This window comes from Acetobacter fabarum (genome assembly GCF_022483405.1).
GTDB lineage: Bacteria > Pseudomonadota > Alphaproteobacteria > Acetobacterales > Acetobacteraceae > Acetobacter > Acetobacter fabarum.
In genome coordinates, this window is record NZ_JAKVNI010000001.1 from 2,581,268 (window position 1) to 2,606,630 (window position 25,363).

At 60.6% G+C, this 25,363-nt stretch carries 20 protein-coding genes and 1 pseudogene; 7 read left to right on the top strand and 14 right to left on the bottom strand.

Features of this window, described 5'->3' with window-relative positions; genetic code table 11:
- Positions 1–142: 142 nt before the first annotated feature.
- On the top strand, positions 143–2,326 hold the full coding sequence (locus tag LKE65_RS12050; RefSeq protein WP_086645350.1) for an FUSC family protein: 2,184 nt from the start codon (positions 143–145) through the stop codon (positions 2,324–2,326).
- Between the two features lie 238 nt (positions 2,327–2,564).
- Here the strand turns inward: LKE65_RS12050 and LKE65_RS12055 are convergent, their stop codons facing one another.
- The 9 genes from LKE65_RS12055 to LKE65_RS12095 all read right to left on the bottom strand — a co-directional run bounded on the left by LKE65_RS12055 (position 2,565) and on the right by LKE65_RS12095 (position 14,736).
- Entirely contained in the window at positions 2,565–3,575 is a 1,011-nt protein-coding gene (locus LKE65_RS12055; RefSeq protein ID WP_278741487.1) for an ion channel, read from the bottom strand.
- Between the two features lie 387 nt (positions 3,576–3,962).
- Positions 3,963–4,898, bottom strand: a complete 936-nt coding sequence (locus tag LKE65_RS12060; RefSeq protein ID WP_278741488.1) for a hypothetical protein — start codon at positions 4,896–4,898, stop codon at positions 3,963–3,965.
- Positions 4,895–5,845, bottom strand: a complete 951-nt coding sequence (locus LKE65_RS12065) for an MlaD family protein (protein ID WP_165925055.1) — start codon at positions 5,843–5,845, stop codon at positions 4,895–4,897. The genes LKE65_RS12060 and LKE65_RS12065 overlap by 4 nt, the downstream gene beginning before the upstream one ends.
- Positions 5,845–6,546, bottom strand: coding sequence for an ABC transporter ATP-binding protein (locus tag LKE65_RS12070; RefSeq protein WP_086645346.1), 702 nt, complete (start codon positions 6,544–6,546; stop codon positions 5,845–5,847). The genes LKE65_RS12065 and LKE65_RS12070 overlap by 1 nt, the downstream gene beginning before the upstream one ends.
- A 1-nt stretch (position 6,547) precedes the next feature.
- The gene (locus LKE65_RS12075; RefSeq protein ID WP_095348993.1) at positions 6,548–7,447 is read right to left on the bottom strand and encodes an MlaE family ABC transporter permease; all 900 of its coding nucleotides are present in this window, start codon (positions 7,445–7,447) and stop codon (positions 6,548–6,550) included.
- Positions 7,444–9,762 carry an adenylate/guanylate cyclase domain-containing protein gene (locus tag LKE65_RS12080; RefSeq protein ID WP_253527264.1) on the bottom strand — a complete coding sequence of 773 codons (2,319 nt, stop codon included), beginning with the start codon at positions 9,760–9,762 and terminating at the stop codon, positions 7,444–7,446. Before LKE65_RS12080 ends, LKE65_RS12075 begins: the two co-directional genes overlap by 4 nt.
- Before the next feature lie 171 nt (positions 9,763–9,933).
- On the bottom strand, positions 9,934–11,424 hold the full coding sequence (locus LKE65_RS12085) for a Ppx/GppA family phosphatase (RefSeq protein WP_278741490.1): 1,491 nt from the start codon (positions 11,422–11,424) through the stop codon (positions 9,934–9,936).
- 90 nt (positions 11,425–11,514) lie between these two features.
- A complete protein-coding gene (locus LKE65_RS12090; protein ID WP_278741869.1) occupies positions 11,515–13,800 on the bottom strand; it encodes an RNA degradosome polyphosphate kinase in 2,286 nt (761 codons plus the stop codon).
- A 159-nt stretch (positions 13,801–13,959) separates the two neighbouring features.
- Positions 13,960–14,736, bottom strand: coding sequence for a chromosomal replication initiator DnaA (locus LKE65_RS12095; RefSeq protein ID WP_278741491.1), 777 nt, complete (start codon positions 14,734–14,736; stop codon positions 13,960–13,962).
- Between the two features lie 107 nt (positions 14,737–14,843).
- Between LKE65_RS12095 and purM the strand changes: the two genes are divergently transcribed.
- From purM to LKE65_RS12125, 6 genes and pseudogenes are all read left to right on the top strand, one after another.
- A complete protein-coding gene (purM, locus tag LKE65_RS12100; protein WP_086645340.1) occupies positions 14,844–15,926 on the top strand; it encodes a phosphoribosylformylglycinamidine cyclo-ligase in 1,083 nt (360 codons plus the stop codon).
- The gene (gene purN / locus LKE65_RS12105) at positions 15,923–16,546 is read left to right on the top strand and encodes a phosphoribosylglycinamide formyltransferase (protein ID WP_278741492.1); all 624 of its coding nucleotides are present in this window, start codon (positions 15,923–15,925) and stop codon (positions 16,544–16,546) included. The genes purM and purN overlap by 4 nt, the downstream gene beginning before the upstream one ends.
- Positions 16,547–16,586: 40 nt before the next feature.
- Positions 16,587–17,909 (top strand): RsmB/NOP family class I SAM-dependent RNA methyltransferase, encoded by a 1,323-nt coding sequence (locus tag LKE65_RS12110; protein WP_278741493.1) that lies wholly within the window; start codon positions 16,587–16,589, stop codon positions 17,907–17,909.
- A 94-nt stretch (positions 17,910–18,003) separates the two neighbouring features.
- Positions 18,004–18,666, top strand: coding sequence for a ribulose-phosphate 3-epimerase (rpe, locus tag LKE65_RS12115; protein WP_165925061.1), 663 nt, complete (start codon positions 18,004–18,006; stop codon positions 18,664–18,666).
- 101 nt (positions 18,667–18,767) lie between these two features.
- On the top strand, positions 18,768–20,639 hold the full coding sequence (locus LKE65_RS12120) for a heparinase II/III family protein (RefSeq protein WP_278741494.1): 1,872 nt from the start codon (positions 18,768–18,770) through the stop codon (positions 20,637–20,639).
- 8 nt (positions 20,640–20,647) lie between these two features.
- Positions 20,648–21,776, top strand: a pseudogene (locus LKE65_RS12125) (glycosyltransferase family 4 protein).
- A 16-nt stretch (positions 21,777–21,792) separates the two neighbouring features.
- Here the strand turns inward: LKE65_RS12125 and LKE65_RS12130 are convergent.
- The 5 genes from LKE65_RS12130 to LKE65_RS12150 all read right to left on the bottom strand — a co-directional run bounded on the left by LKE65_RS12130 (position 21,793) and on the right by LKE65_RS12150 (position 25,302).
- Positions 21,793–22,281 (bottom strand): hypothetical protein, encoded by a 489-nt coding sequence (locus tag LKE65_RS12130; RefSeq protein ID WP_278741495.1) that lies wholly within the window; start codon positions 22,279–22,281, stop codon positions 21,793–21,795.
- A gap of 87 nt (positions 22,282–22,368) precedes the next feature.
- Complete coding sequence (gene dnaQ, locus LKE65_RS12135; RefSeq protein WP_278741496.1) at positions 22,369–23,043, bottom strand: DNA polymerase III subunit epsilon; 675 nt, start codon at positions 23,041–23,043, stop codon at positions 22,369–22,371.
- Positions 23,040–23,627: a dephospho-CoA kinase gene (gene coaE, locus LKE65_RS12140; RefSeq protein ID WP_278741497.1), complete on the bottom strand. Its 588-nt coding sequence runs from the start codon at positions 23,625–23,627 to the stop codon at positions 23,040–23,042. The genes dnaQ and coaE overlap by 4 nt, the downstream gene beginning before the upstream one ends.
- Before the next feature lie 38 nt (positions 23,628–23,665).
- Positions 23,666–24,535, bottom strand: a complete 870-nt coding sequence (locus LKE65_RS12145) for a shikimate dehydrogenase (protein ID WP_278741499.1) — start codon at positions 24,533–24,535, stop codon at positions 23,666–23,668.
- Positions 24,532–25,302: an N-formylglutamate amidohydrolase gene (locus LKE65_RS12150; protein WP_278741501.1), complete on the bottom strand. Its 771-nt coding sequence runs from the start codon at positions 25,300–25,302 to the stop codon at positions 24,532–24,534. Before LKE65_RS12150 ends, LKE65_RS12145 begins: the two co-directional genes overlap by 4 nt.
- Positions 25,303–25,363 lie beyond the last annotated feature (61 nt).

Below are 25,363 nucleotides of genomic sequence, written 5' to 3' on the forward strand. Positions count from 1 at the left end.
GAGAAACCCGGTTCCAGACCGACTTTCCCCGTTTGAGAAGCGATAGCTGATATGCGTCTGAACCCACAAGGAAAAAACGGGAAAACCAGCTACGGTTACAACCAGATTCCCCAGCTTCCTCTGTTGCAACAAAGTAGCCATTGTGCCCAGTCTTTCTTTTCCCCTGCTTGACAGGATCGGTCGCCTGCGGGCCTTCCGCCCGTTAGGGCCGCCGGGTGTGCAGAGCAAACTGCCCCTAAGCTGGCTGCTTGCGCCCACACCATCCGCAATAGGGTTTGCCCTGCGCACAACCGCGGCCGCCCTGATAGCGCTGGTCATTGCCCTGTGGATGGAACTGGACGACCCGCAATGGGCGGCCATGACCGTATGGATCGTGGCACAGGGTTCACGCGGGGAGAGCCTTTCCAAGGCACGCTGGCGTCTGGTGGGCACAGGCATTGGGGTGGTCATGTCCATCACCCTTATTTCGGCCTTCAACCAGACCGCGTGGCTGTTTTTTCCCGCATTGTCCATCTGGCTGGGGCTATGCTGCGGGCTGGCAACCCTTGTGCGCAACTTCCGCTCCTACGCGCTGGTGCTCGCGGGCTACACAACGGCCATTATTGCCATAGGGGCCATCCCCCACCCCGAAAACGTGTTCATGACCGCCATGTCCCGCGCGACCTATATTGTGCTGGGCATTGTGTGTGAAAGCACGGTTGCAGGCCTTTTTGCCCATAATCTGGCCGAGACCGCCCGCCGCAACATCCGCGACAAGCTCCGCACGGCCCTGAGCAACGTATCCGAGGCCGTAGCCAGCCTGCTGGCCGGGGATGATGAAGCGCTTATCCGCTCACGCGCCATGTTTGGCCCCATCCTGTCCATTAACGACCAGATTGAATTTTCTGAAGCCGAGATGGGCCCCCATGGGCATGAAGGGGACCACGCCCGCGCAGCTCTTGCTGCGGTTTCGGTCCTGCTCTCACGCGGGTTGGGCATGACCGTGCGCCTGCAATACGTCCAGACCGACCAGCCCATATTCCGCGAGACGGCCTCCAACGTCAGCACTTTTCTGAGCAGCCTGCCTAACCGCCTGAACACGGAAACCGGGGTGCGTGGCATTCTGCGCGACCTGCAACTGCTCCGTGCCGAATGCCACCAGCAGATTGTGGATGCCCTGACGCACGAAATCGGGTCCGCCTTTACGCTGGAAGACGAACACGACCAGATTTCCGCCCTGCTGGACGGGCGGATTCTGCACAACGCCATGGACGAACTGCTGGGTGAACTGGAACAGGCCATTCGGGAATACGATGCCAGCCAGCACTTTATTCGTGGTGACCACTTCCACTTCCGCCTTCAATCCCATGTGGACAAGCGCGAAGCTGCCTATAACGGCGTGCGCGCTGCCGTGGCCCTGAGTGCCGCCGGGCTGGTGTGGGAATGCACGGCATGGCCCACGGGCCTTGGCTTTATTACATTTGTTGCCATTGTGTGCGGGCTGTTTGCCACGCGGGAAAACCCGGTCGTTGCCACCACCCAGTTTATGATCGGTGGCATATGGGCTGCTCTTGTTGCGTTTTTTCTGGTCTTTTTTGTCCTGCCCACACAATCCAATTACGAAATGCTGGTCGCGACGCTGGCCGTGCCCATGTTTGCCGGCGGGCTGGCCGCACGCAACGCCAGCACGGCCCTGCACTCTGCCGCCTATACCCTTTTGCTCCCCAACTTTGTGCACCCGCTCAATCAGGGCCGGGTGGATGAGGTCACATGGTTCAATTCCACATGGGCCATTCTGCTAGGGGTATTTTTTGCGGTTCTTATTTTCCGCGCCGTGCTGCCCTTTAACAGCGCAGCCGAACGCTGGCGCATGCGCCGGACCCTGCTGCGGGACCTGCGCACACTGGCTTCGGCCGAGCCCACCCCCATGACGCGGGACTGGATTGGCCGCAATATTGACCGCTTTGCCCGCCTGATCCGCCATGCTGGCCCCACACCTTCCCCCACCATTGAAGGCTGTCTGCAGGGCACACTGGCTGCCATGACCATAGGGTTGAACATTATCCGCCTGCGTGCGCTGCTGCACCGCAACCAGATCCCCCCCGCAGCGCGCCGGGCCATAGAAATTGTTATGAAGCGGATGAGCCATTTTACAGGCAAATATGGCCACACAGCCCATGCCGCCCGTGTAGCGACCACCGCATTACGCCGGATGGAAGCCGCCGAACCCAACATTTCCACCCGTATTGAACTCACCCGCGCGATTGCCTACCTGATTGTGGTTTCCCACGAGTTGGATGCCAATGCCGTGTTCCTGGATGCAACGCGCCCTTACCGTGCAGTTTGAAGCTTAAAACTGGGGTGATCTCAGGCAGCACCCCACGCAGGACTGCTTCCCCATAAAAAGCACCGTATTCCGTGTAGGGGTATGAGTATGGCGGGGCGGATGCGCAGCTTTGGCACGCCAAACACCTCCAACCCCATGATCAGGCCCAGAGTGAAGGGGCACTTGCATGCCCCTTTGCACAAAACACCCGGTTCAGAGTAATGCGGTACCAAATGGCAGATACGGCACAATAACCTGCTTAATGGGCTTCAACATCATGGAAGCGGGTGTAATCCACCGTAATGCGCCCATCGGGGCGGGAGAGCACAATATCCACAAAGCGATGGTTATGCTGCACCCGGTCAAACCTGTATGCGGTTCTTGCAAACACGGTCTGGCCCAGAGCCTCGTCCGTGCCGGTCACTGTGACAATAATCTCGGCTTCCTCGCCTTCGAGTTCAGCAACCGTTTTGCCATGCAAGGGGCTATCTGGCGTAATGACGTGCGTCATGACAAAGGCAAAGCGCAGCACCGGCACATGGGATTGCATAAGCAGAAGCTGGTCAAACTTGCGGACCAGATGGCCATTATCGCTCATGACCAGACGGGACAAAGCCACTTCAATATCAACCGATAAAATCACGCTCATCCGCAAATTGGCAATGCGGATGCACAGGGCGGGTATTCCCCCTTCGTTACTAATGACGGCTATGTTGCTGAACATCAGTCTGGCACGGGGGCGGGCAAAACGGGCAAAAACCACGCCCGTTGCAAGGGCTGTCAGCATCATGCCGACAAACACCTCGATCGAGACAATGGCATTGGCATAAGCCCCGATCGGGCTCATGGTCCCGTACCCCACGGTCGAGAGTGTTTGCACACTAAAAAAGAACAGGGACAACAACGTACCGTGCGAGAGCCCGGTAATCTGGTTCGGGGCCACCATGTACAGCAACGCAAAAACAAGGTTGAGCACGACGTAGGATACAACGGCAATGGCAGCAAAAGCGGGCCAGCTTGCCGTAAGTGCATGGTGGTAAAGGTCACTCCATACGCTGTCCTTCAACCCTACGCGCACAACATCGCGGTGGCTTTTTTCCTCAACCAGCGCATGGGCGCGAAAGCGCCTGACCGCCTCCTTGGTACTTAAATGAAAACGCCCCCCTTCCTTACCGCTGGGTCTGGGGGCAACATTTTCCAGCTTGGTGTGGCGCTCTGCCTCCACTTGACGGCTGCGTTTTCTATAATGGTGGAAAAGTCTTTTCATCATCACCGCTCCGCGCGCACAGCCGGGCAGACGGGCTTGCGCTTGTTTGCGGTGTTACACAGCAAGGCAGGGTCTGTGCTCCATGGATTATGCATGGAAGACCTGCTTAACTTGCGATTATTTTTTAGGTGTCATGCTTTTTCAAGCAAATGGAACAAAAACACCTCTCAAGTTCTGTGTATAACACACCATAACTTGATACCTTGCCTTACACAGCGCCTGTATTCCCTGCTGCAAGGGATACAGCACCAAGCGCGCGATACCGTAAGGAATAGGGCGTAGGAGCACCCACCCACTCATGCCTTGCGGGCAATGCGGCTTATGCCAATGGCAGCATAAGTTGCATGGCTTTCTGGCAGACCAGTAACGCCATGCACCAAAAATAGCTGGTTAGGGTGCGCTCTCGGTTTCCGCAAAAGGTCTGAGCACAATATCACCCGCGCTGCGTGCCCATGCCCGAGCATCATCCGCTGGTGGCGTGGCATTGCCTTTGGTCAGGCTACCATGGACCAGCGTTTGCGCATCCATCCGGTTCAGGCTGCCAGATTGTGCGGCTGCACTCTGCGCGGCCCGTGCCCACAAGGCATGCGCTTTGGCTTGATCCCCCTGACTGGCAGCAATCCGCGCGGCAAGGGCAAGTGCCCGCGCCATGTCGTGGTATGCAGCCTCACCCTGACGCAGGTTTGCTGCTTCCTCCGCCTGCTGTTCGGCCAATGCGGGGTTGGTGTGACGGAGCACGCGGGCCTGAATCTCGGCCCGGTCGGCCTGCTGTGCGACGGAGAGCGGCTGCTTAAGCCCGCTCAAATAAGCCCCTGCGGCCTGAAGAGCGCTTTGGTCGCCCTGTGCATCGGCTGCTAGGCCCAGCACAAGGGCTGCCCGTGCGGCAACACCCGTATCGGCGGAGCGCATGGCCTGCTGCGCCAGAGGAATAGCCTGCGCGTAATGGCCAAGCCGGTAATGGCTTGCCGCCTCAACCAGATCGAGCGAGGACATATCCTGCGCGCCGCGTAACTGCACTGCCTGACGTGTAGCCTGTGTTGTCTTCAACGCGTCATCCGGCGTGTTGGCGGCCAGTTGTGATACCGCGAGGTCGTACCCGGCCTCAGCCACGGCTGTTCCATCATCACGCACAATGGCAAGGTTGGCGGCCTTACGGTACTGGGATACGGCCACCGTGTAACGCCCCAGCTCAAAAGAATCCCGGCCGGCCATCATGGCCTGATCCCACGCAGCATCATCCTGCGCGGTAGGTTTGCTCTGGCTGGCCCCGCACCCGGCCACCAGCAGCGGGGCTGTCAGCACCAGCATGTGTGCAAGGCGTCTCATGGCCGCACCTGCTGGGGCGCCAGACGTTTATGGTGCGTCACCTTATGCCCGCCCAGCAACCACATCCCGCGCAACTGGTCGGTCAACTGCTGCAAGCCGTAGAGTGTGGTCTGGGCCTGTGCCAGCATGGCAGGCAGGTCTGCCGTACTGGCCTCCACATTACTGGCAATGGCTGGCAGGTGCGGCGTTGCGTCCTTTACATCCTTGGTGGCGGATTTGAGGTTGCCCATGGTGGCATCTGTTTTGCTCATGATCCCCGAAACCTGTTTTTCAATCGGCTTGAGTCGTTCGATCACAGCATCCAAAGAGGCAATAGTGGCTTCAGACTGGCGGATAAGCTGGTCATTGGTCATCAACTGCCCGATTGTGCCCTTGCCCGCGTGCATGTCGGTAATGGTGCCGTCCAACTGGGCCATCATATGTCTGGCACTGGCCAGCGCGGGCATGATTTCAGCCTGAATACTGTTCAGGGTCGCGGTAATCTGGTCTGCGGGGTTGGGGGCCGGGGTGGCCGAAATAACGGCATAGCTCCAGTCCATCGGGTCCCCATGCCCGCGGCTGAGGTCCAGATAGGAAGCCCCCGTTACAATAAGCTGCTTACGGATAAGGGCTGTGCTGTCCCGCCGGACAAAGGGCTTGGCCTGTGGGTCAAGGTCAACCATGGCATACATGTTACCAGACGGATTGAGCTTGATGCTGCGGATGGTTCCCGCATGCGCCCCCATAAGCTGTACGTCCCCGCCTACGGTCAAACCGCCCACGCCAGAAGCGGGCAGCACAACGCGCAGCCGTGCGGGTGGGGTCAGCCAGTCACGCAGCACACCTGCCTCGATAACCGCGCCCCCAAAAATGAGTATGCTCAGAAGCACAAGAAACCCGACCCATTCATCTGCATAACGCAGGGAAATGAGGGGTTTTACTTTCTGTCGTAAGCGGAGTTGGAACATTATCCCATCCGTACTGCTACAAGACCATCATCTGCAAGCCGCCAGGTTGCCGTAATACCCTGCCGATATTCCTGCCAGACTGCGTTATTCCTTACCAGCCAGATAACCCCGGCACCCCTGTCGCGCGCCTCGGTTATTGCAGCCAGAAAAGAATTGCTCAATTCTGCCGGACCGCTCTCAAGCGGGTCTTCCAGCAGTAACAAATGGGGCCTTCCCAAAAACGCCCGCACACAGCTTGCGCGCAAAAGGTCATCCTCGGGTAAAAAACTGGGGTTCTGTGTTGGCAGGCCGGGCAGGCCAAAACTTTCCGCCAGCCGGGCGGCATCATGCACCAGATCATCAATCGGGCGGGTTGTGTGGTGCAACTGCTGCAACACGATTGCCAGATGCACCGGCACAAATTCGGGCCAGCTTGCCCGGTGCGTCACACGCCCGATACGCCCGCGCAGGGCGTTGAGTTCCCGGTCGCCCAGATCGGCCCAGTCCAGCCCCATAAATCGCACAAACCCATCATCCAGCGGCACCAGCCCACAGCACAGGTCCGCAAACATGGTGGCGTGCCCTATGTCGCGCGCTTCCACCACCATGCAGTCTCCGGGCATCAGCTTCATGCTGAACGGAACCGGCGGCAGCCCGCTCTCATCAAACGATGGAACGGCCTTGTTCAGTTCAAGCAGGGGGCCGGAAGCGTACACATCCATCTTACAGATCCAGACTGAACAGAACGCTCACCACCATCACAATCAGCATCCCGCGGGAAAAGCCGCGGGGCAGCAGGGTGCGCAGTGAATCCTCGTTTGTGGCGGTCAGCCCTGTCAGGCAGCCGCCCAGCCCCACCACAAACCCGACAGTAATGAACTTGAGCGGGATAATAACGTAATCCGTACCGGACATGGCTGTTGCCACATCATCCAGAAAAGCCCAGACGGGGTTGTTGATCACCCCGGACATGCGGCTCATCACATACCCCGTCACAAGGGATGCGAACGAGAACAGGATACCCAGCGTAAACCCGGCCACGGTAAAAGCCAGTGTACGCGGCAGCACCAGCAGCAAAAAGGGGTCTATGCCCACAGCCTGCATGGAGCGAATTTCCCCCCCGATGCTCAATAGCCCCAGTTCCGTGGTGGAGAGCATACCGTTACGCCCCAGCAGGAGCACACCCACCAGAATGGGCGCTATTTCGCGCACGACAATATTGATCAGGATTGAGCCGGTCATGGTGGCAAGCCCGGTCAACCCCAGCCAGTAAATAACCTGCGACACAGCGGCAAGCCCGGTCAGCACCCCGGCAAACATGGTGGCAACAAGCCCACCACGGATAATGTTGTTCATGGTGCTGATAAATTCGTAGCGGACTGTCCGCCGCCATGAATGCGCGCGAAAGCTCTCGAAGATCACTCCCCAGGATGCACCCAGCATAATGAGCAGAAAACGCGCCTGTCTGCGCGTAAGCCGCCCGATCCATGCCAGCTTGCCAAGCCCCCACTGAACAGGGGCAAACAGCCTGCCCTGCCCTGTCTGCCCGGCAAGCACGGGGTCGCGCGTTGTATCGGTAGGTGGCGGGAGCGGCTGGGGAGCCTGCTGGTCGGTCTCACTCATCGGCGGGCTGCCAGCGTATAGGCACGACCAAGGCCCAGATGCGGCACAAAGAAGGAGCCTCGGCTGCGGAACAGGTAGCGGTCACGCAAGTTGGTATAAACGCGCTCCGTAACCTGAATGGTACCGGGGTCTATCGCACTTTCGGCCATCAGCTCGGCAAGGGAGACTGTCTGCCCCCACAGGTTGAACACCGTTGGCAACTGCCCCACGGCGCCACCAAACGCAGGGCCAAAATCCATACCCATGGTAAACACGGGTTCCAGATCGGCCGCAGCCAGCGCGCCCATAAATGTTTCACGCATTTTAAGGGCGGCATTGGCCAGACGCACCAGTGCTGTGGGGTCGGGCTCTGTTGTGCAGCCTGCCATACAGATCATGCGGTGCCCGGCCACTTCCACCGCAAACAGGTGCTCTTCCTGTGCAACGCTCTGGACCTGTGTGGCCAACTGGTTGATCAGGGCGATCAGGGCTGCGGTTTCCTTGTTCCCTTCCACTACGGGATCGGAAAAGCTGACAACGAGCACGGCAACAGAGGGGTAAATACTCGCACCTGTTACGTCCGCCATTTCATCCGCCCGCATCAGCAGATTATCGGACATAGGCGTGCCAGTGACCGCCACGGGAGCAGAGGTTTTGCTGTCTGCCACGGGTTTCTGCTGGGCTTCCAGCGCATCCTGCGCGGCAAAGCGTGTACCCGCAATGCTGGCCATGAGCTCCACAAAATAGAGCAGATGCGGCAGCATGACCGGGTCTTCCAGCGCAAGCATACCCAGCGTGCCATGGGGGCCATGCACAGGGTACACAGCAAGTGCGCGCGTACTGACCTCACGCATGACCAGCCGCTCAAACCGTGTCGTACGTTCATCCGTTGCAGCGTTGCTAACAGAGAAGGAAGACCCTTCCTCTATCGCATCAAAGAACTTGCCCAGTTCCTCCCGCCCCATTTCAAACCCGCCGGAATGGGTGTTCTGGGTCCGGTCATAGGTATCATCACACACCATGGCGGCACCATCGTGCAGGAAGCGCCACAGGCTGGCACGGCGTGCACCCGTAACCTGCGCGAGCTGTTCCGTAAGCACCAGCGCATCGGCCGCAGGGTCAAACAGGTGCGGCGCTACAGCCACCTGCTGCAAGGCACCACTTTCCTGCGCGACCTGGGACTGCTGGACCGCAAGCCTGCGGTTGCCTGCTTCCGTCCGGCGCAACTGGCGGATGTAAAGTGCCCCCAGAAGGAGCGAAAACACCGTAACAATCCCCGCAAACTGGAGGCTCTGGCGGCTGCTCTGGTGCGCAAAGCTGCCAAAATCGTTTTCAGGGGCGGCAATCAGCAAAATCCAGCCCTGCGAGTAACGCGGCAGAGCGGAGGCCATGGTAATATAGGTCTTGCTATCCCACTCCACATGCTTGGGGCCAAAGCCACGCACCCGGTAATGATCGTACCCCAAGGCAAAAACCGGGTAGATTTTGGGGTCCAGCACCATTTTGTCCGGGTCCCAGCCTGCGGCTTCCGCGTGCTGGGTAAGGTTACGCCCTGCAATCACCCGTCCTTCACCATCCACAATCATGGCGCTACCGGACTTGCCGATTTTGATTTTATCCAAAAACGCGCTCAGCTCATTGAGCGAGATATTGGTGGCAAACACCATTTCATGCCCGTCATCACGCCGGAAGCGGAGCGAACTGGTCATGACAAACTGTTTATCGGTCGGGAACAGGTAAGGCTGAGTCCACTGGATGGTGTCTTTGCCAGCCGTGTTTTTGTACCACGGGCGCACGCGCGGGTCGTAATCACCGGCGGGGGCATCATACTGCCGGACCTGCTGCCCCGCGGTATTGAAAAGAACATGATGCAGAACTTTTGCGCCACCCGGCTGCGTCACAAGGCGGACATGGTCCAGCACGTCCTTGTCGGGGGAGCGGGTGATCAGCGTAAAATTACCCTGATCATCGGCCAGATAAAAAGACTGCAACTGCGGAATTTTTTGCAGCATGACGCTGCCGTAAGAATAAAAGACCTTGTCCGACACCAAAGGCGGGGCATGTTCGATCATGCCTGCGGCAATCAGGTTTCCGGCGGCGGAAGGCGCAATATAGTCCCCCACTTCCTGCCCGATATAGTGCTGGGTTGCCTCCATAAGCTCACGCGTGAGAACAGAGACACCCTCGCTCGTGGTGCGGTATGAACTGATGCCCACCCACGCAATGGCCCCAACGGTCATGATGATCAGCACAAAGGGGAGGACCATGTGCAGCAGCACCCGCCGAACGGATGCATTATGCTGAACTGTCGGGTCTATGATCTCTTCAGAAGACACGCACCAAATTCCACTGCCTGTTGGTCATGAACATTCATGCCCCTACCACCATAGCGCCCGGCAAGGCCGACCGCACAATGGCAAAGGTGGGCTCTCCATACAACAGAGATGTCTATTTGGTAACGTGCCTGTCGGCAGCAGAGTTGTCCACCCCTTTAAGGGGGTGGCAGCTCAGACCGTCAGTTCCACCTCAAACCGGGTTTGCACGCCCAGCGCCTGACCAAGCCGGTCCAGCCCACGCCGCACGCTTTCGCCCTTTACGGCAACACGGGTGGAGGTCAGGGTCAGCACCAGTTCCGCCCCATCCCATGCCAAAGATGTGCCTTCCAGCAGGCTCCCTGCCCCGCCGGACAGCGAATAGGCCAGACGCAACGCCAGACCACAGGCCACGGCATCGCGCCGCTCCTCATCACTCAGCAGGGTAAAGGACGGCATAAGAGCGGGCGCGCTCATATCCACCGAATAGCGCACGGCCAGCGCCAAAGACAGCCAGACACGCGCGCGGTGGTCAAACCCTGCCCCCTGCACACGCAAAATCCGCAGGTAGGTCTGCTCGGCCCGGTATTCCGGGTGGTCGTGGCTGCCAATATCGGACAGCCAGCAGGCTATGCGGCGCAGGTGCTGCTCTTCTGCCGTTTCGTTCTGTTTGATGCAGCCTGTCCATGTCCACAGGATTTCGGGCAGGGTATTGCTGCGGCCAAAGCGCGCACACATGTCGCGCGCAACGCTTTCCATCGGATCCTGGGGCAGATAGCGGGGGGCCACATTCATCATGTACCAGCCCTCGCGCAGGCCATCCACGCAGAACACGATCTTGCTGGGCTGGATTTTTTTCATCAGCCTGCGCAGGACCACAGCGGCAAAGGGAATATCATCCAGCCGTTTGCGCGGCGCACCGGGCAGGCGCTCAAGGCTGCGGCGGGAGCTGTTCTGGAGCCAGCCGGTCATCTCACGCGCTTCCTGCACGTCCAGCGTGTAGTAGTGCACAATGTTCAGCGGGTACTGGGTGCGTGCAATCTGTAGCCGCGCGAGCGCACGGAACGCCCCCCCGACCAGATAAAGCGGCTGCCCCCGAACTCTGGACAGCCATTCAACACCATCAATGTCCTGATCAGTCAGTTGTTTGGCAACGTCCAGATCCCCCTCGCACCGATCCGCCAGACGGATCATGCCCAGGGGCAGGGTTGTGGCATCATGCCGCCCGGTTTCGGTCAGGTGAATAAGTTCGAGCGACCCGCCCCCAACGTCGGCTACCAGCCCGTCTGCTCCGGGAATGCCGCACATTACGCCAATAGCGGAATGGTCAGCCTCCTCCTTACCAGACAGAATACGCACCGGCACGCCGGGCATGCTCTGGCGCAGCATTTCCACAAAGGCGGGGCCATTTGTGGCGTCACGCACGGCAGCCGTGGCCAGCACCTCAAACGGGTCAGCCTGCATGGCACGCGCAATGGCATGAAAACGGCTGAGCACCTCCATGGCCATGCCCACGCCCTCATCATTCAGGCGACCTGTGGTGGTAAGCCCACGACCAAGCCGCAGCACGGCCTTTTCGTTAAAAATGGGCAGCGGGTTGCGCGAAACCCCCTCGAACACAACCAGACGAACCGAGTTGGACCCAAGATCAACCACCGCTGAACGACGCTGCATGTCCGTCTCCATTACCAGCCGTTCCCGGGCAGACCATTATGCTGCCCGGCAGTATGAAAGTGCACAGACATACGCGACATATGGGAAAAAGAAACCCCGTTTTCAGTCATCCAGCATCAGGTCTTTGGTCTGGGAGAGGGAGGCCGGGGCTCTGCTCAGGCTTTCATGGGCTGCGGACCCCCGCCCGGAAAGGGAGGGATGGGTCATGAACCATTCATGGGCGGAGAACGGTTTGGAACCAGCGCCAAGCCGGCGCCATACTCCATTCTGCTCCAGTATCCACGACTGCAGGGTGTCGCGGATATTGGATACCATAATCTGGTCCAGCACCTGCGCGTGCACGGTGGGGTTGGTAATGGGCACCATGCTTTCCACCCGCCAGTCCATGTTGCGGGTCATCCAGTCGGCGGAGGAAATGTAAACCTTGGCATGGCGCGATGGCAGACGGTGGCCGTTGCCAAAGGCAAAAATGCGCGAATGTTCCAGAAAACGGCCAACAACGGATTTGATCCGGATATTTTCTGAAAGTCCGGCAACGCCGGGGCGCAGGCAGCATATGCCGCGAATGACCCCCACAATCTTAACCCCGGCGCAGGATGCACGGTACAGGCAGTCAATCAGATCCGCATCGACCAGCGCATTCATTTTCAGCCAGATCGTACCCGGACGCCCCGCTTTGACATGCGCGATTTCCTCCTCGATCAGGTCCTTGAGCGTGCTGCGGATAGTAATGGGGGAAAAGGCGATTTCCTCCATCTGTGCCGGCATGGCGTAGCCGGTCACGTAGTTGAACAGCCGCGCCGAATCCCGCGCAAGCGCCGGGTTGCACGTAAAGAACGACAGATCGGTATAAATACGTGCCGTAATGGGGTGGTAGTTCCCCGTGCCAAAATGGGCGTAGGAACGCACCTGCGCTCCCTCCCTGCGCACCACGAGGCTAAGCTTGGCATGGGTTTTAAGGTCAGCAAAGCCAAACACCACCTGCACACCGGCGGCTTCCAGCGCACGGGCGAGGCGGATATTGGCTTCCTCATCAAAGCGCGCACGCAGCTCCACCATAGCCGTGACCGACTTGCCTGCCTCTGCTGCCTCGATCAGCGCCTTGACGATGGGGGAATCGCGCGATGTGCGGTACAGCGTCTGCTTGATGGCAATAACATTGGGGTCCAGCGCAGCCTGTCGTAGGAACTGCACCACCACATCAAAACTCTCAAACGGGTGATGAACCAGCAGGTCCTTGGCCCGGATGGCGGCAAAGCAGTCCCCGTTAAAATCGAGTATCCGCTCAGGAAAGCGCGGCGTGTAGGGCGGGAAGAGCAGGTCCGGCCGGTCATCCACGATCATCTGCTTGAGGTCCGCCACCCCGATCATGCCTGAATGGACGGCAATTTCGTCCGATGGCAGGTCCAGGTCGGAGGCAATGGCTTCGGCCAGTTCGGCGGGGACGCGCTTTTCCATGTCCAGATGGATAACCACCCCACGGCGGCGGCGCTTGAGTGCGCTTTCGTAGGAGCGAACAAGGTCTTCCGCCTCGTCCTCGAACTCCACATCCGTATCGCGCACAACACGCAGCACACCGCTCTCGCCCACAACCAACCCGGCAAACAGCCGGTCAATAAACAGGGAGATCAGGTCTTCCAGACGAATAAAACGCACGCGGGCAGGCTCGCCCGCAACAGCATCACCCGTGGCAGGCAGGCGAATAAAGCGCTCAACCTGTGCTGGGAGCAGGATAAGGGCGTTCATGGCGAACAGGCCCGTGCCCTCGTACAAAAGGCGCAACCCCAGAGCCAGCCCCATGTTGGGAATAAAGGGGAGCGGATGGGCCGGATCGACCGCAAGTGGCGTCAGTACAGGAAAAATGCGATCCATGAAGCAGGTTTGCAGCCACTCCCTGTCCGCATCGTTCAGGTCCTGCGTTTCGCATAGTGTGACGTGGGATTTGGCCAGCAGGCCGCGCAGCTCCACCCATATCCGCTGCTGTTCGCGCAAAAGGCGGGCACAGCGCTCGCGCACTGCATCCAGTTGCTGGGCAGGCGTGCGGCCATCGGGGGAGATAGTGGTCAACCCTTCACGGATCTGGCCAACGAGCCCTGCCACACGCACGGAATAGAATTCGTCCAGATTACTGGCGCTGATGGACAAAAAACGCAGCCGTTCCAGCAGCGGGTTCCGGGCGTTGTCCGCCTCCTCCACCACGCGCTGGTTGAAATCGAGCCAGGAGAGTTCGCGGTTGATAAAGCGCGAGGGCGTTTGCAGGGTAACTTTGGGTTCAGCCACCTTTTTGGCACGGGTGCTGGCTGCAGCCCGTGTGCGTGAAGGTGCCCGCTTGGCGGGCGCACGTGTACGACTGACGGGGGTTGTATTCTTTTCATCCTGTGCCGCCACTAGCCTGCGCTCCCTCTCCTGCATTATCTGCCCCGGCAATCCGACCGATCCGAGGGCCGCACCAAACCGGATACACCGTCAACATATCCCAAACACGATGGCCCCGGAATGTTCGGGGGCGTCAAATCGCCATCATGTCATAAAACTGAAATATTCCTTTCACGGTTCACCATCGCGCGCAAAAAGTCCTTCCAGCACACTGGCCGCCAGAACGCGTGTGACTTTTCCGCCCGATGCCATGGCCGCCTGATCCAGCGCGCTAACGCAGTCACGCACAGCACTGGCCCGGCGCGGCAGGCGGCGCAACAGCCACTCCGTAACCTGCGGTGCAACAACAATCTGCCGTTCTGCAAGCAAACGCAACAACAGGCGGTGCAGCAGGTCCTCCTCCGCCTGCCCCAGCGGCACGGAGGAGGTCGCCCGCAGGCGGCTTGCCAGATCAGGCAGCACGGCGGGCCAGCGTGCAGGCGGCAGACGCCCCGCCATAAGAAGGAACACGCGGTGCTCACGCACCAGATTGATCAGGTGCAGCAGATCATGCTCGCTGGGCACGCGGTCCGCGTTATCCAGTGCCACGGCCTTGAACCCGCCCTGGCTGAACAGGGCCACCACATCGCGCTCGTTCAGCCGCTCCCCCGCCATAACAGGCGCACCATACCGCCCCGCCCAGATAGAGAGCAGGTGCGTCTTGCCCGTCCCCCCTTCACCCCACAAAGCCATGCGGCCTTCGGGCCAGCGGTAGGGGGCTTCCGCATCCAGCACCCAGGCGCGCGCGGCCGCGTTGGAAGGGGCCGCAACAAAATCCGACCGCCCGAATCGGGGGCGGTACACAAATGGCAAGGCTATCTGCGTCACCCCGTCACCTTCGTTTATGCGCCGCTTCCTGCCCTCTTTTGGGGGGCGGGAAGATGCTTTTGTTTCATCAAACCGCGTCATGCCGCTTTGCGCGCCGCCTCTCCTGCCGTAAAGACTGTTCGCGGGAATCCTGAGTGACCTTGGTTCCCGGCATCGACCTTACTCTCATTCGAACCAAGAGCGCACCCATGACGTCTTCTCCTAGCACCCCTTCCTCCGGCCTCACCTACCGTGATTCCGGCGTGGACATTGAAGCAGGCGAAGCCCTTGTTGACGCCATTCGCCCTGCTGCCAAAGCCACGGACCGGCCCGGCACCATGGGTGGGCTTGGCGGCTTTGGCGCTCTATTCGACCTGAAGGCCGCAGGCTTTACCGACCCTGTTCTGGTTTCCTGCACCGATGGCGTTGGCACCAAGCTGACCGTAGCCATAGATAACGACCTGCACGAAACCGTGGGGATCGACCTTGTGGCCATGTGCGTGAACGACCTTATTGTTCAGGGCGCGGAGCCGCTGTTTTTTCTCGACTACTTTGCCACAGGTCGCCTGTCCGTTGCCTCTGCTGCCAAGGTTGTGCGCGGCATTGCCAAAGGGTGCGAACACTCCGGCTGCGCCCTTGTCGGTGGTGAAACAGCAGAAATGCCCGGCATGTACGCCGATGGCCACTACGATCTGGCCGGTTTTTCCGTTGGGGCAGCCGAACGCAGCGCCCTGCTGCCCGCAGGCATCGCCGCAGGTGATACACTGATCGCCCTGCCCTCCTCCGGTGTGCATTCCAACGGCTTTTCGCTCGTGCGCCGCATTGTGGCCGACGCCCACCTGACATGGACCGACCCCGCAGCCTTTGCACCGGGCCGCACGCTGGGCGAGGCTTTTCTGGAACCCACGCGCCTGTACGTGCGCCCCGTTCTGGCCCTGCATAAAGCAGGCCTGCTGCATGGGGCCGCCCACATTACCGGTGGCGGCCTGCCGGGCAACCTGCCGCGCGTGCTGCCCGACGGGCTGGATGCGGTTATTGATCAGGCATGGCCCATGCCCGCGGTCTTCAAATGGCTGGCCCGCACCGGCAATGTGGACAGTGCCGAAATGCTGCGCGTATTCAACTGCGGCATCGGCATGATCCTGATCACCCCCGAGCCGGACAAGGTGCTGGCCATGCTGGCCGAAGCGGGGGAAGAAGCCTTCCGCATCGGCTCCATTGCTGCTGCACAGAGCCCCGATGCCAAGCCTGACCTTAAAATGCAGGCAACCCCGGATTTCCGGGCAGCATGAGCACGGCAAAAACACCTGTTGCCATTCTGCTCAGTGGCCGGGGCAGCAATGCCACGGCCCTGATCACCGCAGCGCAGGACCCGGATTTTCCCGCCCGTATCTGCCTTGTCCTGAGCAACAACCCCGATGCCCCGGGGCTGGACATGGCACGCGCCGCGGGCCTGCCCACACTGGCCATAGACCACCGCAGCTTTGGCAAGGATCGCGCCGCACACGAACGCGCCATTCATGCCGCGCTGGAAGACTCTGGTGCGCAGGCCGTCTGCCTTGCAGGGTATATGCGCCTGCTCACCCCTTACCTGACCACGGCCTGGGCCGGGCGGATGCTCAACATTCACCCCAGCCTTCTGCCCTCCTTCCCCGGCCTGCACACGCATGAGCGCGCCCTGGCTGCCGGTGTGCGCCTGCATGGCTGCACGGTGCATCTGGTCACCGAGGGAATGGATGAGGGGCCTATTCTGGGTCAGGCTGCCGTTCCCGTTTTGTCAGGTGATACGCCAGACCTGCTGGCTGCACGCGTTCTGCAACAGGAGCACGGGCTTTATCCTCTGGCCTTACGGCATTTTTTAACGCAAAACCCGGCAACAGCGCCCAACGGCGCCGCGCTTGTGGTGGCGTAAGCCACCACCTCCCCTGCTTACCGAACGGTTTTTTGCCCCCATGACCACACCAGCGCGCTCTTCCTCTTCCAAACCGCGCGGCCGGTTCCGCCCCGCCGCCCCACAGCCCGACCCCACGCGGGATGTGGCGTTTGATATTCTGTGCGGCGTTGTGGAACACCGCCGCATGCTGGAGAACAGCCTCTCCCGCTCGGCAGCCGCACATCAGGCAGAAGCGCGTGACCGGGCTGCCGCCCACCGTCTGGCGGCAGCAACCCTGCGGCACATGGGTACATTACGCACGGTGCTGGAGCCTTTTTTAAAAAAAGAACCACCCGAGCCGGTGCGTGTTGCCCTGATGATGGGTTGCGCACAACTACTGTTCCTGGAAACACCGCCCCATGCAGCGGTTGGCACCACCGTATCCCTGCTGCGCAGGCGCAAGCTGGCGCCGTTTGCAGGGCTGGCCAACGCCGTGCTGCGCCGCGTGGCCACAAGTGGTGCCAGCGTGCTGGATGGGCTGGACCAGCCCCGGCTGGATATTCCCTCATGGTTGTGGACCTCATGGACCGGGCTAGGCAAAGGTGTGCCACGCGCCATTGCTCAGGGCATCAGCCACGAAGCCCCGCTGGACATTACCCTGCGCCCCGGCGCACAGGCCCCAGAAGGGGGCATCACCCTCCCCAACGGGTCCATCCGCCTGCCTGCGGGCACAAGGGTTGCCGAACTACCGGGGTATGAGGAAGGGGCGTTCTGGGTGCAGGATGCAGCCGCAACCCTGCCTGCCCGCCTGCTGAACGTACAGCCCCACGAGCAGGTGGCCGACCTGTGCGCAGCTCCGGGGGGCAAAACCGCGCAGTTGGCCGTAACCGGTGCAACAGTAACAGCCGTGGAAAACAACCCCGCCCGCCTGGTGCGCCTGAAGGAAAACATGGCACGCCTTGGCTTGGATGTTCGCACGTTGCAGGCCGATGCCGCCACATGGCAGCCCGATGCCCCGCTGGACGCCATTCTGCTGGATGCCCCCTGTTCGGCCACGGGCACGGCCCGCCGCCACCCCGATGTGCTGTGGGTCAAACGCCCGCGCGACCTGACCACCCTGACCGCCACGCAAGACAAGCTTCTGGCAGCGGCAAGGGATATGCTCAAACCCGGTGGCAGACTTGTTTATGCTGTATGCTCCTTGCAGCAGGAGGAAGGGCCAGACCGCGCCCGCGCAGCACAGGCCATGGGGCTTGTACCCATGCCCTTTACACCGGAGGAACTCTCGTTCCTGCCGCAGGCCTTAACGCCGGAAGGCTGGCTGCGCACCCATCCGGGCATGTGGCTGGATGAAGGCGGAATGGACGGCTTTTTTGCCGCCCGCTTTACCCGGGCAGCCTGAGCACCTGCCCCTTATTCAGGCAGTTGCCATGTAAAAGCGCACAAACCGGTTTTCTGTAGTTGCGCAGGCGGCTGCTATTGCGGATAAGCAAGGAATGAGTGCTGCACCATTCCCCCTGATCGCCCCTAGTATTCTGGCTGCGGATTTTGCACGGCTGGGAGAAGAAGTAGAAGCCGTGGCACATGCCGGGGCGGACTGGATCCATCTGGATGTGATGGACGGCCATTTTGTGCCCAATATTTCGTTTGGGCCAGCCGTTATCAAGGCATTGCGGCAGCATAGCGCCCTGCCCTTTGACGTTCATCTGATGATCGCACCCGTTGACCCCTACCTGGAAGCCTTTGCTCAGGCCGGGGCCGACCAGATTCTGATACACATAGAAGCCGGGCCGCACACACACCGCTCGCTCCAGCTTATTCGCCAGCTCGGGGCAAAGCCCGGCATTGTGCTGTGCCCTGCCACACCAGCCGCCGCCATTGCCGAGGTCATGGACCTTGTGGACGTTATTCTGGTCATGACCGTTAACCCCGGTTTTGGGGGGCAGAAGTTCCTGCCCAGCCAGTTGCCTAAAATTGCAGCCCTGCGGGAGATGATCACACGTAGCGGGCGCGATATTCGTCTGGCGGTTGATGGGGGAATAGATGCCGCAACAGCCCCGCTGGCCGTACAGGCTGGCGCGGATGTGCTGATCGCCGGAAGCGCCGTGTACGGCAAGCCGGATTATGCCGCGGCCATTGCCTCCCTCCGCAAGGCTTGATCTATCGCATGGTGATTATAGTGCGAATGCACCAAATGCTGTCATAAAGTTCCATTAGAGTAGCGCCTTTAATACCCCAGCCCTGGAGTTACACTCATCTAATGCCCCTACGCCGCTGGACCCGTGCCCCCCGCCTTGCCTATGCCATGCGCAACCCGCTTGGCGGTTTTGCACGCGTTCCCGCGGCCCCCGCCGTAGTGCTGCGAGACCTATGGCCGGGCAATGCCACGGTAGGGGAAAAACTGGTCCGCAACCGGACCGAGTTTGATGGCGTGCCCCGCTCGCTCCAGTCCGGCATATGGGACGACCCGGCGTGGCCTGCCCCTTACCGCCGATGGTTACAGGGTTTTAGCTGGTTACAGGACCTGCGCGAACTGGGCGCTGAATCCGCGCGAATCAAGGCGCGCACGCTTGTTGCACACTGGGTGCGCCTGCCTGCTGCCGAACGCGCGGTTATGGACCCTTCCATAACTGGTGCGCGGTTGAGCGCATGGCTGGGCTGTTACGAGTTTTTTGCCGCCTCCGCTGATGATGTTTTTCGCCAGAACCTGATGGCCTCCCTTATGATGGAGGCCCGCTCGATTATTGCACTCATGCCCGATGCCGCTTATGGCTGGCAGGCGCTTTGCGCGCTCAAGGGGTTGCTCGCGGTTGCGGTATCCATTCCCGATTATCCGGAGTTCCTGACCCGCTACCTGCGTCTGATTGACGAGGTCATAACCAGCCAGATCCTGCCCGATGGCGGACATATTACCCGCAGCCCTGAAGACCTGTTCCTGACGGTAAAGGAACTGGCGGAGATGCTTTACATTCTTCAGGTTGCGCGCCTGCCGCTGCCCACAACGCTCGTGGATGCTGCCAACCGGACCGCCCCCGCCCTGCGCGCCCTGCGCCATGCCGATGGCGGGCTGGCCCTGTTTAACGGCAGTACGGAACGCGACCCGCAACTGGTGGAACTTGTGCTGAACCGCGTATCCCGCTCCCGCGTTGTCGCCGCCGGATTGCCCGAAAGCGGATTTGCCCGCCTGAGCAGCGGTCGCGCACTGGTCATAGCAGATGCCGCAGCCCCTGCCCCAACCGGGTTTGACCACACAGCCCATGCGGGCATGCTTTCGTTTGAATTTTCATCCGGCAAGCAACGGCTGATCGTTAATTGCGGGGCAAGTAGGCAAAAAGGGTGGGCAGAGGCCCTGCGCTACCCGGCGGCCCATTCCGTTCTGGAACTGGCGGGCATGGCCCCCATGACCTTTGAGACCAACGGCACCACCAGCAGGCCACCACAGGTCAGCCGCACCCATGCAACGCAGGACGGCGCACACTGGCTGGACATGACCCATAACGGGTACGAAAGCCAGGGCGGGGGCCTGTACCACCGCCAGCTTTATCTGGGCAAGGACGGCCGCACCCTGCGTGGGGAGGAAAAGCTGGAAGGGGCAACACTAGCCCGCATGCCTTGTGTGCGCTTCCACCTGCACCCTGATATTATGGTGGAACCGACCGAAAACGGCCACCTGCTGCACAGTGAGGAAGAAAGCTGGCTCTTCCAGTCCGATGGACAGGTCCGGGTGGAAGAAAGTGTGTATCTGGGTCAGGGCCGCAGGATAAAGACGCTCCAGCTTGTCCTGACCCCGCCCGCACCACCTTTGGATGAGAGCGCAGCCACGCCTACACCCGAACCAGACGCAGCACCTGCGGAGGAAGAGACCACTCCCGCGCAGCAGGCTGCTTTGCCGGAAACAACGCAGGAACAGCCAGCCACCGCCGCATCTGCCGCTGATGCACTCAGCATTATGGCTGAAGAGACCTCACCCCTTGCAGACCCCCTACCCGCCGCAGAGCCAGTAGAACCAGCCCCCGCCACCGCGCCGGAACCCAAACCCGCCACCACCGGCCACCCGGCACTTCTCCATTCCATGATAGGGCAGCCCCCGCCCAAGCCGATCCACTGGGCACTGACACTGATCAGCGAATAATCCCGACCGTGAAAATACTCGAAGTCACGAATGTTGATTTTTCGCTTGTCCAGTTCCTGCTCCCGCTGATGCGCGCATTGCGTGCGGAAGGGCATGATGTTGTAGGTGTCTGCGCCGATGGCGCCTTGCTTGACGGGCCACGGGCGGAGGGTTTTCGTATTGAAACCCCACCTCTGGCCCGTTCCTTTTCTCCTTTTGCGCAACTGCGCGCCTTATGGGCGCTTATCCGGCTGATACAGCGTGAAAAACCGGATATGGTGCATGCCCACATGCCCATTAGCGGCCTTCTGGCCCGGGTTGCCGCCAAGTTGTGTGGCGTCCCGTGCATTGCATATACCTGCCACGGCTTTCTGTTCAACCAGCCCGGCTCCCGCCCCAAACGCCTGCTGGCAAAAGTGCTGGAACGGGGGTGTGGCGCCATAACCGATATTTACCTGACCGTATCGCAGGAGCAGGCGGCAGATGCCTTGCGCCTGCGCATCCACCCGCATCCGCAGGTCATCGGCAATGGGCGGGATAGCCGCGTTTTTCACCCCGATACGCAGGACCGTCAGCAGGTTCGTGCAGCATTGGGCACCCCGCCACAGGCTGTTGTGATCATTATTGTCTCCCGCCTTGTTCACGCCAAAGGGTACCCCGAACTTCTGGCCGCCATGCGTGACGTACCGGATGCGCATCTGTGGATTGTGGGGGAACGGCTGGCGAGTGACCACGGCCCAACGCTGGATGAAGCACTGGAGCAAAGCAGCCGGGAATTAGGGCCACGGTTAAAGCGGCTTGGCTACCGCGCGGATATTCCGGCACTTCTGGCCGCTGCGGATATTTTTACCCTTCCCAGCTACAGCGAAGGGCTACCCATGTCCGTTATTGAAGCCATGCTGACCGGCCTGCCCGTTGTGGCCACCCATGTTCCCGGCCCGCGTGAGCAGGTGGTGGATGGGCAGACGGGCATTCTGGTACCCCCCGCGCTGCGTTGCGCCACTGGCACAGGCTCTGCGCCAGTTGGCAAGCCAGCCCGCCCTGCGCCAGAGTATGGGGGAAGCAGGGTGTAAACTGGCCCTTACACGTTATGAAGAACGTGTGGTTATAGGCAGAACCGTAAGCCTGCTAACGCAACCAAATAATCCGGCGGCCTAAAAGCAACAGCCCCTACTCAGTCTTTTTTGGTGGGGCTGTCTGCTCCGGTCTTTTTGGCCGCAGGCAAAAAGCGGATGGTCAGGCGGGAGGGAGAGGCAGCAAGCCGCCCACCTGTGCGGATTTCATCCAGCCGGATACGCACGCCTGAGTCATTTTCCATCAGGTGCCCGGCAACACCCTTGCCGACCGTTGTCTCGCCCGAGAGCGACCAGTATGTTCCTGCAAAATCTTCCAGCCGTTGCAGGTTATAAACCTTGCCCACGCTGTTGCCGGAGGAGAAACCGATTGCAGCGGCCGAAGCCCCGCTGACCTCAAACGGGTAGTCATGCCCGCCATAAGTCAGCACACCATTGCCCCAAGTGTAGCCCACACCCAGATCAGCCGAGCGGGTTTTGAAGGTAACCTCCGCCATGGCAGGGCCGAGAACGGTCTCTGCTCCTGCGGGCAAGGCCCATGCGCCGGACAGTGCCAGCGCCGCAAGAAAACGACGGGATGCTGAGCGCATCAAAAATGCTCCTTGTGTTCGGGACCACCAAAACATGGCATAGGGTTCTGCCGCTGCATAGCTTTATTGCAGGCATGGCTGGGCGGTTTATGTGTTCCAGACCGGGTCTTTAAGCTTTTCCACAAAGGCAGTGTGCGCAGCCAGTTCGGCAGCTGTGGGGCAGACTTTTACCACTGTGCGTTCTGCCGGGCCGTCATACACCACGGTGGGTGCCTGCTCGCCATCAGCCACCAGCCCCAGACCATGCTGGCGACCGCCCATAAGCTCCACATACACTTCGGCCAGCAGCTTGCAGTCCAGCAGCGCATTGTGGGTTGTACGGGCAGACAGGTCCACGCCAAAGCGGCGGCACAATGCGTCCAGACTGTTGGGCATGCCAGGAAAACGCTCGCGCGCCATATCCAGCGTGTCCACCATACGGCCCATATCCAGCGGTTTGCGGCCTGCGCGCTTGAGTTCTGCGTTTAAAAAGCCAAAGTCAAAGCGGGCATTATGCGCAATAAGGGCATCATCCCCCACAAAGGCCAGAAAATCGTCCGCGACCTCGGCAAACTTTGGCTTTCCCTCCAGGTCCGCGCGGGTAAAGCCGTGAACGCGGCTGGCCTCTTCAGGCACATCACGCTCGGGATCCAGCAGGGTGTGGTAACTATTACCCGTGGGCAGGTCCCCCACCAGTTCCAGGGCTGCAATTTCAATCACCCGGTCCCCGGTTGCGGGGTCCAGTCCTGTTGTTTCCGTATCAAACAGGATGGATCGCTTCATGCCCTCAAACTCCTGATAAAGCGGCGGACCTGCCGCTCTGTTTCCTTCATGGACAGCCCCGTGCGGATAACGATATCCGCCTTTTGCACCCTGCGGGCATCCCGCATCTGGCAGGCAATAAGCCTCCGGGCCTGCGGGGGCGGCATGTTGCGGCGATGGGCCACACGCCTGCGCTGCACCCATGGGGGAGCAGACACCACCGCCACCCAGCGACAGAGCCGGTCTGCCCCGGTTTCAAACAACAGTGGAATATCCAGCACCACGCAGGCAGCCCCCTGCAGGCGGGAGCGGCGCAAAAACTCGGTGCGGGCACGGCGCACCAGAGGGTGCATAATGGCTTCCAGTTTTTTCAGCAATGCCGGGTGGGCCAGAACGGCCTGCCGGAGCACCGCCCGGTCCAGCCGCCCGGCCGTTACAGCCTGCGGCACCAGTTGCGCAATACGGGGCAAGGCAGCCCCGCCGGGAGCCTGCAGGGCATGAACAGTGGCATCTGCATCAAACACCGCCACTCCGGCACGGCGCAGCATGCTGGCAACCGTGCTTTTGCCCATACCCATGCCTCCGGTCAGGCCCAGTATTTTCATGCGTAAACCCTGCCTTGGTCAAAAGGAGCAGATCACGCTCAAAGGCTGTTCAGAACATGGTCCTGCGTTGCATCGTCCACTTGCGGGTCCACGCCAAACCATTCCTTAAAACCAAACCGCGCCTGATGGAGCAGCATGCCCAAGCCCCCCACCGTACGCAAACCCTGCCGGGTTGCCGCCGCGAGCAGGGGCGTAACCAGCGGGGCATAGACAATGTCCGCCACCACCAGATCCTCCGCCGCCTGCACCAGAGAAGGGCAGAACAACGGATCCGGCCCTCCGGCCATACCCAGCGAGGTGGTGTTGACCAGCAGGGCGAACTCCCCCAGCTGCTGCTCCCACTCGGACCAAGCCAGCACATCCGTACCGGGCAATGCCGCGGCCAGCGTTACTGCGCGCTCGTGCGTGCGGTTGGTTATGGCAACCTTGAGCCCCCTGTCCTGCAAAGCCGCAGCCACGGACCGCGCGGCCCCGCCGGCCCCAAGCAGCAGGGCGCGGGTCTGCGGCCGGGGTGGCAGGCTGCTGGCCTCCAGACTGGCAACAAACCCGCTGCCATCGGTGGAAAGGCCAAGGATTTTCCCATCCTCACGGAAGACAAGCGTGTTGACCGCACCCACCCGCCGGGCCGAGGCATCCAGCACATCGGCCAGCTTATAAGCCGCCTCCTTGTGCGGAATGGTAACATTAACCCCTTTGAAGCCCGCAGCCTGCAACCCGAGTACCGCCGCCACAAAATCCTCCGGAGCCGTGGGCAGGGGCACATAGGCACCATCAACCCCATAACGCCGCAGCCAGTAGTTATGCAGCGCGGGCGAGCGGGAATGCTCAACCGGCCAGCCCATAACACCGGCCAGTCTGGCCTTGCCGGTAATAATCTGCGGGGGTGGTGTGGTGGGGGAGGTGGTCATGGCCGCTGTTCATACCTTGTGCAAAAAATCCGCCAGGCCTGTGGCAGCAGGCTGGCCAGCCGGGCGGCCCATTCCGCCTGACCTTCTGGGTGGGCAATCAGGTCCTGACGGATTTCAATTTCAATATGCGGCAGGGCGCGCTGCTCGCCATGCAGGGGGATTGTGTAGTCCGATGTATCGGTCAGGGCGTAGGGTTCATTATCCCCCACCACCAGACCTTCGGCCCGGAGCAGGTCGATCATGATATGAGCCAGACGGGAGTCATGGTTATGCAGCAGCCCAACATGCCATGGCCGCGCTACCTCGCGCATGACCGGCGTAAAGCTGTGCAGGGCCACCACAACCACGGCGCGCTTTTGCGCCAGCCGGGCATCAAGCTCCTGTGTAATCCGCTGGTGGTAAGGGTGCAGAATGGCCTGTTCGCGCCATACACGGTCCTGCATGTTCAGGTTCTGGTTGCGTGGAACAGCCGTGCCATCACTCTGCGTCACAATGGAGGTAGGGTGACCCGGCGCGCGGTTGCAGTCGATTACCAGACGGGAATACACCTGCTCGATCAGCACCGCAGGCAGGGCATCGGCCAGTTTGCGGCCAACACCGTCTATACCAATATCCCACCCGATATGGCGGGCACGCTCATCCGCGCTCAGGCCCAGACCATCAAGCGTGGGCGGAATAGCCTGTCCTGCATGGTCACTGACCAGCACAAACGGCCCGCCGCCATCCTGCCCGTAAACCTTAAAACTCTCAGCCAATATTTCTGTCATCAGTCATGCCGGCATGTGCCAGTTTGCCGGGCAGAGGGGGAGCAGACGCATAACATCCGCC